The organism is Mycobacterium sp. NPDC003449 (assembly GCF_053588415.1).
On the sequence record NZ_JBSFPX010000217.1, the window covers coordinates 1 to 10,821 of the forward strand.

6 protein-coding genes are annotated in these 10,821 nt (G+C 68.1%); 3 read left to right on the forward strand and 3 right to left on the reverse strand.

Annotation, left to right across the window (positions count from 1 at the left end):
• Window positions 1-552 precede the first annotated feature (552 nt).
• The gene (gene pgi, locus ACWDTP_RS33530) at window positions 553-2,202 is read right to left on the reverse strand and encodes a glucose-6-phosphate isomerase (protein ID WP_450027530.1); all 1,650 of its coding nucleotides are present in this window, start codon (window positions 2,200-2,202) and stop codon (window positions 553-555) included.
• A gap of 50 nt (window positions 2,203-2,252) precedes the next feature.
• Between pgi and ACWDTP_RS33535 the strand changes: the two genes are divergently transcribed.
• Both ACWDTP_RS33535 and ACWDTP_RS33540 read left to right on the forward strand, forming a co-directional pair.
• Window positions 2,253-3,701 (forward strand): NAD-dependent succinate-semialdehyde dehydrogenase, encoded by a 1,449-nt coding sequence (locus tag ACWDTP_RS33535; protein WP_450027531.1) that lies wholly within the window; start codon window positions 2,253-2,255, stop codon window positions 3,699-3,701.
• Window positions 3,702-3,848: 147 nt separating this feature from the next.
• Window positions 3,849-5,870 (forward strand): acyltransferase family protein, encoded by a 2,022-nt coding sequence (locus ACWDTP_RS33540; protein WP_450027532.1) that lies wholly within the window; start codon window positions 3,849-3,851, stop codon window positions 5,868-5,870.
• A 12-nt stretch (window positions 5,871-5,882) separates the two neighbouring features.
• Here the strand turns inward: ACWDTP_RS33540 and ACWDTP_RS33545 are convergent, their stop codons facing one another.
• Window positions 5,883-6,167, reverse strand: coding sequence for a chorismate mutase (locus ACWDTP_RS33545; protein WP_450027533.1), 285 nt, complete (start codon window positions 6,165-6,167; stop codon window positions 5,883-5,885).
• Window positions 6,168-6,197: 30 nt separating this feature from the next.
• Between ACWDTP_RS33545 and ACWDTP_RS33550 the strand changes: the two genes are divergently transcribed.
• Window positions 6,198-8,573, forward strand: coding sequence for a UvrD-helicase domain-containing protein (locus ACWDTP_RS33550; RefSeq protein ID WP_450027534.1), 2,376 nt, complete (start codon window positions 6,198-6,200; stop codon window positions 8,571-8,573).
• Window positions 8,574-8,789: 216 nt separating this feature from the next.
• Here the strand turns inward: ACWDTP_RS33550 and ACWDTP_RS33555 are convergent.
• Window positions 8,790-10,821 (reverse strand): MMPL/RND family transporter (locus ACWDTP_RS33555; RefSeq protein ID WP_450027535.1); only part of this gene is annotated, 2,032 nt, incomplete at its 5' end.

A 10,821-nucleotide genomic window follows, 5' to 3' on the forward strand; every position in this document is an offset into this window, starting at 1 on the left:
CGTGAGTATTGATCGGCCGCATGACGAACGGGGTCCCTGGTGCGCAAGTGGCGATTGTCGCTGAAAAGTCGCTAACCGCCGGGCAGGTCGACATCCCTTCCGGGAACGGCAAATTCCCAGGGCAGGCATCCGTGTGCAAGCCGGACCGTGCGAGGGCTCACAGCAATCGATGGGTTTTGGCGGCCGCGGAACGTGGGTAGACCACCCAGCATGAGTTCAAAACTGATTGCCTCGATGTTCATTGCAGGTGCTGCGGCGACTGGGATTGCGCTCGCCCCGTCGGCACTCGCGGAGCCCGCACCTCCGCCCCCGGTCCCGTGTGTCGAGGCCGACGGCACTCCGTGTGCGCCGCCGGCCGCGGGACCCGACGGTGCCACCGGCGCCGTTCCCGGCGGACCCGCCGGTTCGGCGGGTCCGGGGGGCGCTTCAGGCGCGGTTCCCGGGGGTGTGGAGGGCTCGGCCGGGCCGGGTGGCGCGAGCGGCTGTGTCCCTGGCCTGTGCACCTCGATCCCGGTGCCCCCGGTCGGCTGACTCGAGCGCCCGCGCACTCGGCTAACTCGAGCGCCCGCGCGCGGTCCGATAGCGACGGACCAGCGCGTCGGTCGACGAGTCCGACTGCTCGGCCGGCGCCGCCTCGGCGGTGATCACCGGCAGTAGCGCCTTGGCCTGGGTCTTGCCGAGTTCGACACCCCATTGGTCGAACGAGTCGATACCCCAGATCACTCCCTCGGTGAAGACCTGGTGCTCGTACAGCGCGATCAACTGGCCGACGACCGACGGCGTCAACTGGGTGGCCAGGATTGACGTCGTCGGTCGGTTGCCGGGCATCACCTTGTGTGGCACGACCGCGGCCGGAGTCCCTTCGGCCGCAATAGCTTCGGCAGTCTTACCGAAGGCCAGCACCTGGGTCTGAGCGAAGAAGTTGCTCATCAGCAGGTCGTGCATGCTGCCGGTACCGTCGGCCGTGGGCAGGTCGTCGGTGGGCCGGCTGAACCCGATGAAGTCGGCCGGGATCAGCCGGGTGCCCTGGTGCAGCAGCTGATAGAACGCGTGCTGGCCGTTGGTTCCCGGCTCGCCCCAATAGATTTCGCCGGTGTCCGTCGTCACGGGGGTGCCGTCGGCCCGCACCGATTTACCGTTCGATTCCATGGTCAGCTGCTGCAGATACGCCGCGAACCGCGACAGGTCATTGGAATAGGGCAGCACCACACGTGATTGAGCATCGAAGAAACTCGAATACCACAGCCCGATCAGGCCGAGCAGCGCCGGCGCGTTGGACGCCAGCGGTGCGGTCCGGAAATGCTCGTCGACCAGGTGGAACCCGGCCAGGAACTCGGCGAACCGTTCCCGGCCGATCACCGCCATCACCGACAGGCCGATGGCCGAGTCGACCGAATAGCGACCACCGACCCAGTCCCAGAACCCGAACATGTTGTCGGTGTTGATGCCGAAGTCGTCGACCAGCTTCTTGTTCGTCGAGACCGCGACGAAATGCTTGGACACCGCAGCGTCGCCCAGCGCATCGGTCAGCCAGCGCCGCGCCGCGGTGGCGTTGGTCAACGTCTCCAGCGTGGAGAACGTCTTCGACGCCACGATGAAAAGTGTTGTGGCCGGGTCCAGTCCGTCCAGCTTGGCGACCAGGTCGGCCGGGTCGACATTGGACACGAACCGGGCCGAGATACCGGCGTCGGCGTAATGCCGCAACGCGTCGTAAACCATCACCGGACCCAGATCCGAGCCGCCGATGCCGATGTTGACCACGGTCTTGATCCGCTCACCGGTGGCCCCGGTCCACTCACCGCTGCGCAGCCGGTCGGTGAAATCACCCATCGCATCCAGGACGGAGTGCACATCGGCGACCACGTCCTGGCCGTCCACGGTCAGCGAGGCGTCGGCGGGCAGGCGCAGCGCGGTGTGCAGCACCGCGCGGTCCTCGGAGGTGTTGATGTGCTCACCGGCGAACATCGCATCACGACGGGCCTCCAACCCCGCGGCCGTGGCGAGGTCGACCAGCAGCTCCAGCGTTCTGCGGGTCAGCCGGTGCTTGCTGTAGTCGATGTAGAGATCGCCGACCGACAGGGTCAGCTCGGTGCCGCGCGAGGGATCCTCGGCGAACAACTCGGTCAGATGCTTGGCGCCGACGTCGTCATGGTGCTCCGACAATGCTTGCCATGCGGGTGTTGCGGTGATGTCAGCACTCATTCTCCCGACCTTAATGCGGCGCGCGCCTCGAAGGTGTACATGATGGATGTATGCACATTGAAGGCCTGATTTCATCCGTACCAACAGGATTGTGGATCGGCGGTGAGGAGCGTGCGGCCTCGTCGACGTTCAACGTGCTCGACCCCAGCGACGATCAGGTGCTGACCGCCGTCGGCGACGCCACCGCCGAGGACGCGATCGCCGCACTCGACGCCGCCTGCGTGGTGCAGGCCGAGTGGGCCGCGACCGCACCCCGTGAGCGGGGCGAGATCCTGCGCTCGGTGTTCGACACCATCACCGCGCGCGCCGACGACATCGCCGCGCTGATGACCCTGGAGATGGGCAAGGTGGTCGCCGAGAGCAAGGGTGAGGTCAAATACGGCGCGGAGTTCTTCCGCTGGTTCGCCGAGGAGGCCGTACGCATCGATGGCCGCTACACCACCAGCCCGGCGGGCACCGGCCGCATCCTGGTGACCAAACAACCCGTCGGACCGTGCTACGCCATCACCCCGTGGAACTTCCCGCTGGCCATGGGCACCCGCAAGATGGGCCCGGCCTTTGCCGCGGGCTGCACCATGATCGTCAAGCCCGCCCAGGAGACCCCGCTGACCATGCTGCTGCTGGCCAAGCTGATGGGCGAGGCCGGCCTGCCCAAGGGGGTGCTGTCGGTGTTGCCGACCAGCGACCCGGGCGGGGTGACCGGCGCGCTCGTCGATGACGGACGGCTGCGCAAGCTGACCTTCACCGGCTCGACCGGCGTCGGCAAGTCCCTGGTGAAGCAGTCGGCGGACAAGCTGCTGCGCACCTCGATGGAGCTGGGCGGCAACGCGCCGTTCATCGTGTTCGACGACGCCGACCTGGACGCGGCCGTCGACGGCGCGATCGCGGCCAAGATGCGCAACGGCGGTGAGGCCTGCACCGCGGCCAACCGGTTCCACGTCGCCAACTCGGTGCGCCAGGAGTTCACCGACAAGCTGGTCAAACGGATGAGCGAGTTCACCCTCGGCAAGGGCATCGACCCGTCGTCCACGCTGGGCCCGCTGATCAATTCCAAGCAGGTCGCCAAGGTCACCGAACTGGTCTCCGACGCGGTGTCCAAGGGCGCGACGGTCGCCATCGGCGGCGTCGCGCCCGGCGGTGCGGGCAACTTCTACCCGGCCACCGTGCTGGCCGATGTGCCCGCCGACGCCCGCATCCTCAAAGAGGAGGTCTTCGGACCCGTCGCGCCGATCACCGGGTTCGACACCGAGGACGAGGGGGTCGCGGCCGCAAACGACACCGAATACGGGCTGGCCGCCTACGTTTTCACGCAATCACTGGACCGGGCGCTGCGGGTTGCCGAGGGCCTGGAATCGGGGATGGTCGGCGTCAACCGCGGCGTCATCTCCGATCCGGCGGCGCCGTTCGGCGGTATCAAGGAGTCCGGGTTCGGCCGCGAGGGCGGCGTCGAGGGCATCGAGGAGTACGTCGACACCAAATACGTCGCCTTCACCAAGTAACCCAGCTCACTCGGCCCGCGCGAGCAGTCCCCCGCAAGCGGGAGGTACCCCCAGCGAAAGTCCCCCGACACGCCGGTCTCGGGGGACTTTCGCGTCTGCTCGCGCGAATAAACTCAACGCTTCAGACGCCAGACGGGAGGGCATGACGTGACTGCGGCGCCAGTCCGTGCTGCCGGTCTGACCGCCCGCCGCAGCCGGACCGCACCCAAGCGGCGCGACATCCCCGCCCTCGACGGCATCCGCGCGATCGCGGTGTTGCTGGTGCTGGCCGGTCACGGCGGGGTGCCGGGGGTCGCGGGCGGCTTCATCGGCGTCGACGTCTTCTTCGTCCTCAGCGGATTCCTGATCACCTCGCTGCTGCTCGACGAGTTCGCCAGGACCGACCGCATCGACCTCAAGGGGTTCTGGATCCGGCGGGCCCGCAGGCTGCTGCCCGCGATGCTGGTGATGACGCTGGCCGTCGTCGTCGCGCGCGACCTGTTCCCGCCCGATGCGGTGACCTCGCTGCGCGACGACGCCGTCGCGGCCTTCTTCTGGATTGCCAACTGGGCCTTCGTCGCCCAACGGGCCGACTACTTCAGCCAGGGCGCGACGCCCTCACCGCTGCAGCACACCTGGTCGCTCGGCGTCGAGGAGCAGTACTATCTGATCTGGCCGCTGCTGCTGGTGGGCGCGATGCTGCTGCTGCGCAGGCGCTCGGCACGCGCGGTCCGGATCTCGGTGTTCGTGCTCGCGGCGGGCGGTGTGGCCGCATCGGCGGCCGCGTCGATCCTGCTGCTCGGCGGTGCCGACGATCCGGACGCGCTGAACCGGGTGTACTTCGGCACCGACACCAGAGCCCAGGCGCTGCTGATCGGTGCGGCCGCCGCGGCGCTGCTGGTGCGGGACTGGTCGGCGCTCACCGTCTCGGGAACGCTGATCCGCACCCGGTGGCGGCGCTGGATCGCCTGGCTGGCGCCGATACCCGGGATCGCGCTGCTCGCGGTCGCCGCGCACCTGGCCACCGGCAGCGCGGCCGACTTCCGGCACGGCCTGCTGATCGCGGTGGCGCTGGGCGCGGTGCTCATCGTCGCACCCGTCGCGCTCGACCAGAACGGCTATGTGGCCCGCGCGCTGGCGTGGCGCCCCCTGGTGGCGCTCGGTGCCATCTCCTACGGCGTGTATCTGTGGCACTGGCCGATCTTCCTGATCCTCAACGGCGAACGCACCGGGCTGACCGGCTGGTCCCTGCTGGCCCTGCGGTGTGCGGTGACGATCGGGGCGTCCTGGCTGTGCTGGCTGCTCATCGAGCAACCGGTGCGACGCTGGCGGCCCCAGCATGTGCCGATGCTCCCGCTGGCCGCGGCCACGGTGGCCACGGCGGCCGTCGCGACCATGACCGTCATCCCGGTCGACACCCGGCCCGCCGAACCGGGCCCCGACGTGATGTCCGCCGCGGCGATCCAGGAGCAGCGGGGGGCCGAGGTGCCCGTCGCGGTCGGTTCGCCGCCGGTGCGCCGCGCCCCGGGCACCCGCACCGTCGCGGTGTTCGGCGATTCGGTGGCCTGGACGCTCATGCGGTATCTGCCGAAGACGCCGGGGCTGAGCTTCAGCGACTACACCACCATCGGCTGCGGCATCGCCCGCGGCGGGCCGTACCGGTCGGCGGGGGAGACGATCAACCAGAAGCCCGAATGCGACACCTGGCCGGAACGCTGGGCCCAGCGGCTCAGGCACGACCGGCCCGACACCGTGCTGCTGATGATCGGCCGCTGGGAGATCGTCGACCGGATGCACGACGGGGAGTGGACCCACATCGGCGACGACGACTACGACGGCTATCTGGCCGGTGAGCTGCGGCGGGCGCTGGACATCCTGGGCTCGACCGGGGCGCGGGTGGCGGTGACGACGGCCCCCTACAACCGCCGGGGTGAACGCGCCGACGGCAGCCTCTACCCCGAGGACCAGCCGGCTCGGGTCGAGGAGTGGAACGCGATGCTGCGCAAGGCCGTCGGCAACCGGCCCAACGTATCGGTGCTGGACTTCAACGCCAAGCTCAACCCGGGCGGCAGTTACACCGCGCGGATCGACGGGATCCGGATGCGCAGCGACGGTGTGCACCCCACCGCCGAGGCGGTGAAGTGGCTGACGCCGTGGCTGGTGGACTCGCTCAAGGAGCCGAAGCGCTGAGGCTCCGGGACCTCAGTGCCCGAGCCGGCCGCGGCCGAGCCGCAGCAACAGCATCGCCAGGTCTTTGCCCTCGGGACCGAGCGCGCTGAAGCGCTCGATGACCTTCATCTCGCGGCTGTGCACCAGCCGGGTGCCACCGGAGGCCATGCGGACCTTGCCGATCTCCTTGGAGACCTCGGTGCGCCGCTGGATAGCGGCCAATATGGTGGCGTCGAGTTCGTCGATCTCTCGGCGCAGGTCATCGATGTCGGGCACGGTGTCGATAGTCTCAGTCACGGTGGGCTCCGCGCAAAGCATGTCCCCGGTCGGCGGTAGGTTTGGGGCACGATGACCATCCCCTCCGTGCCCGCCCCCGCCCCCGAAACCGACCAACACCACTCGGATCTGCTCGACGGGCTCAACCCGCAGCAGCGCCAGGCGGTGCTGCATGAGGGGTCGCCGCTGCTGATCGTGGCGGGGGCCGGGTCGGGTAAGACGGCGGTGCTCACCCGGCGGATCGCCTACCTGCTGGCCGCGCGCGAGGTCGGGGTCGGCCAGGTGCTGGCCATCACCTTCACCAACAAGGCCGCCGCCGAGATGCGCGAGCGGGTGGTGGGGCTGGTGGGCCCGCGGGCGCGGGCCATGTGGGTGTCGACGTTTCACTCCACGTGCGTGCGGATCCTGCGCAACCAGGCCTCGCTGCTGCCCGGGCTGAACTCCAACTTCTCCATCTACGACTCCGACGATTCCCGGCGACTGCTGATGATGATCGGCAAGGATCTGGGCCTGGACACCAAGCGGTATTCGCCGCGGCTGCTGGCCAACGGCATCTCCAACCTCAAGAACGAGCTGATCGGGCCGGAGCAGGCGGCGGCCGAGGCGTCGGAGGCCGCCGACGAGATGGCAGGCATCGTCGCGCAGGTCTACGCCGAGTACCAGCGCAGGCTGCGCGCCGCCAATGCGCTCGACTTCGACGATCTGATCGGTGAGACGGTCGCGGTGCTGCAGGCCTTCCCGCAGATCGCCCAGTACTACCGGCGCCGGTTCCGCCACATCCTGGTCGACGAGTACCAGGACACCAACCACGCCCAGTACGTGCTGGTGCGGGAGTTGGTCGGGCATCACCTGGACGAGAAGGACGGGGTGCCGGCCGCCGAGCTGTGCGTGGTCGGTGACGCCGACCAGTCCATCTACGCGTTCCGCGGTGCGACGATCCGCAACATCGAGGACTTCGAGCGCGACTATCCGGATGCGACGACGATCCTGCTGGAGCAGAACTACCGGTCCACCCAGACCATCCTCAACGCGGCCAACTCGGTCATCGCCCGCAACGCCGGGCGGCGCGAGAAGCGGCTGTGGACCGATGAGGGTGAGGGTGAGCTGATCGTCGGCTACGTCGCCGACAACGAGCACGATGAGGCCAGGTTCGTCGCCGAGGAGATCGACACGCTGACCGGGCAGGGAAGCGGATTCAGCTCGCAACTCAACTACGGCGACGTCGCGGTGTTCTACCGCACCAACAACTCGTCGCGGGCGCTGGAAGAGGTCTTCATCCGGGCCGGCATCCCCTACAAGGTCGTCGGCGGGGTCCGGTTCTACGAGCGCCGCGAGATCCGCGACATCGTCGCCTACCTGCGGGTGCTGGACAATCCCGGTGACGCGGTGAGCATGCGCCGCATCCTCAACACACCACGGCGCGGTATCGGCGACCGGGCCGAGGCGTGTGTGGCCGTGCACGCCGAGAACACCGGCGCCACCTTCAACGACGCGTTGCAGGCCGCGGCCGAGGGCCGGGTGCCGATGCTCAACACCCGCGCGGAGAAGGCGATCGCGAGTTTCGTCCAGATGATCGACGGGCTGCGGGCCAAGCTCGACGACGAGCTCGGCGATCTGGTGGAGGCGGTGCTCGAACGCACCGGGTATCGCCGCGAGCTGGAGGCCTCCAGCGATCCGCAGGACCTGGCCCGGCTGGACAACCTCAACGAGTTGGTCAGCGTCGCACACGAATTCAGCACCGACCTGGCCAATGCCCGGGCGCTCGCCGAGGAGGGCGAAGCCGAGCCGGTCGACGAGGACATCCCCGACACCGGGGTGCTGGCCCAGTTCCTGGAGCGGGTGTCGCTGGTGGCCGACGCCGACGAGCTACCCGAACACGGTGCCGGTGTGGTGACCATGATGACGTTGCACACCGCCAAGGGGCTGGAGTTCCCCGCGGTGTTCGTCACCGGCTGGGAGGACGGCATGTTCCCGCATATGCGGGCGCTCGGCGATCCGACCGAGCTGTCTGAGGAGCGCCGGCTGGCCTACGTCGGGATCACCCGTGCGCGCCGGCGTCTCTATCTGAGCCGCGCCAAGGTGCGGTCCTCATGGGGGCAGCCGATGCTCAACCCGGAATCCCGTTTCCTGCGCGAGATTCCGCAGGAACTCATCGACTGGCGCCGGGTCGAGCAGCCCGCCTCGGCATTCAGCGCGCCGGTGGGAGGTGGGGGGCGCTACGGCTCGGCTGATCAGATGAGACGCCCGTCGCCGTCGCGGCCCGCGGCCACCCGCAACCGGCCCATCATCACGCTGGAACCCGGCGACCGGGTCACCCACGACAAGTACGGGCTCGGGCGGGTCGAGGAGGTCTCCGGGGCGGGAGAGTCCGCGATGTCGCTGATCGACTTCGGCAGTGCGGGGCGGGTCAAGCTGATGCACAACCACGCCCCGCTGACCAAGCTCTGAATCTGGCTCAGCTCGTGGCGCGGCCCGCGCCGAGTTCGACGAAACTGTTGCTCGACAGCGCTTTTCGCGACGGTTTCGTTGATTTCGGGACCCCGATAACTGGTTGACCTCCCCGGTGCGCCACGCGCGATCCCCACGCCGCATCGTGTTCGGTTTGGAGATCCCCCGCACGCACACCGGTAAACCGCGGCGCTCGGAGATCGCCAGAAGGTTCGGCTAGGTCTGGGCGGGCGTACCTTCCGGAGCGGGGTCGTCGGGCTGCAGCAGTTTTCGGACCGAGGTGCGCGAGCCGTACGGGCGCAGCATCCGGCTGGCCGGCCGGGGCCGCACGTTCATCGGCCACCAGAACCAGCGGCCGAGCAGCGCCGCGATGGACGGGGTCATGAACGACCGGACGATCAGGGTGTCGAACAGCAGTCCCAACCCGATGGTGGTGCCGATCTGGCCGAGGACGATGAGATCGCTGAAGATGAACGAGGACATGGTCGCGGCGAACACCAACCCGGCCGCGGTCACGACTTTTCCGGTGCCCGCCATCGCCCGGATGACACCGGTTTTGAGGCCGGCCCCGATCTCCTCCTTGAACCGGGATATCAGCAACAGGTTGTAGTCCGCGCCCACCGCCAGCAGCAGGATGATGGCCAGGGCCAGCACGATCCAGTACAGGTCGATCCCGAAGATGTACTGCCACACCAGGACCGACAGACCGAACGACGCCCCCAGGGACAGCACGACGGTGCCGACGATGACGAAGGCGGCGACCAGGCTGCGGGTGATGAACATCATGATGAGCAGGATGAGGCTGATCGCGGCCAGCGCGGCGATCAGCAGATCGTATTTGGCGCCATCCTGAATGTCCTTGTACGCGGACGCCGTTCCGGCCACGTAGATCTTGGCATCCGACAGCGGGGTGGCCTTGATCGCGTCGAACGCGGAATCCTTGAGCGCGTCGATGTGCGCGATGCCCTCCGGGGTGGCCGGATTGCCCTCGTGGGTGATGATCATCCGGGCGGCCTTACCGTCCGGCGACAGGAACAGTTTCAGGCCGCGTTTGAAGTCGGCGTTGTCGAAGGCCTCCGGTGGCAGGTAGAACGAGTCGTCGTTCTTGGCGTCGTCGAACGCCTGACCCATCGCGGTCGAGTTGCGCAGCGCCTCCTCGGACTGCGCGTTGGTGCCACCGGTGGTGGCGTAATTGGACAGGATGAGATCACGGTTGCGCTGCTGGATCTCGATCTGCGGCGGCAGCAGCGCCACCAGCTGCGGTTGCAGCGCGTCCAGTTTGTCCAGGCTCGACGTGATCTCCCCGAACTGGTCGCTGAGCTTGTCGATGCCGTCCAGCGCGTCGAACACCGACCGCAGCGCCGCGCACATCGGGATGTCGAAACAGTGTGGCTCCCAGTAGAAATAGTTGCGCAGGGGCCGGAACTGGTCGTCGAAGTTGGCGATCTTGTCGCGCAGGTCGTTCACGATCGTGACGGTGTCGTGGAAGGCCTGGGTCTGTTCATGGGTGGCGGCGGCGCTGGCCTGCTGCAAGGTGACCTGCTGTTTGAGGATGTTGATCGTGTTGGAGATGTCGTTGGCCTGTTTGAGCAGATCCTGCGCGCGGTCCTGCTGATAACCCAAATTCATGATCTGGCTGGCGCTCTGCGCGCTGATCTGGAACGGGATGGAGCTGTGTTTGATGGGTGTGCCGAGCGGCCGGGTGATCGACTGCACCAGGGAGATACCGCGGGTGTGCAGAACGGCTTTCGCGACCCGCTCCAGGACCAGCATGTCCGACGGGTTGCGCATGTCGTGATCGGTCTCGATCATCAGGAGCTCGGGATTGAGCCGGGCCTGCGAGAAGTGCCGTTCGGCCGCGGTGTAGCCGACGTTGGCCGGTGCCGATGCCGGCAGGTAGGGGCGGGCGTCGTAGCTGGTCTTGTATCCGGGCAGGGCGAGCAGGCCGATTAGCGCGATCGCACACGACACCACCAGGATCGGGCCGGGCCAGCGCACGATGGCGGTGCCGATGCGGCGCCAATTACCGGCCCGGGTCTTGCGTTTCGGTTCCATCAGGCCGAACCGGCTGGCAATGACGAGCACGGCGGGCCCGAGGGTCAGCGCGGCCGCCAGCGTGACCAGCACGCCGAGAGCGGCGGGCACGCCGAGGGTCTGGAAGTACGGAAGCCGGGTGAAGTACAGGCAGGCCACCGCGCCGGCGATGGTCAGGCCCGAGCCGACGATGACATGTATGGTCCCGGAGAAC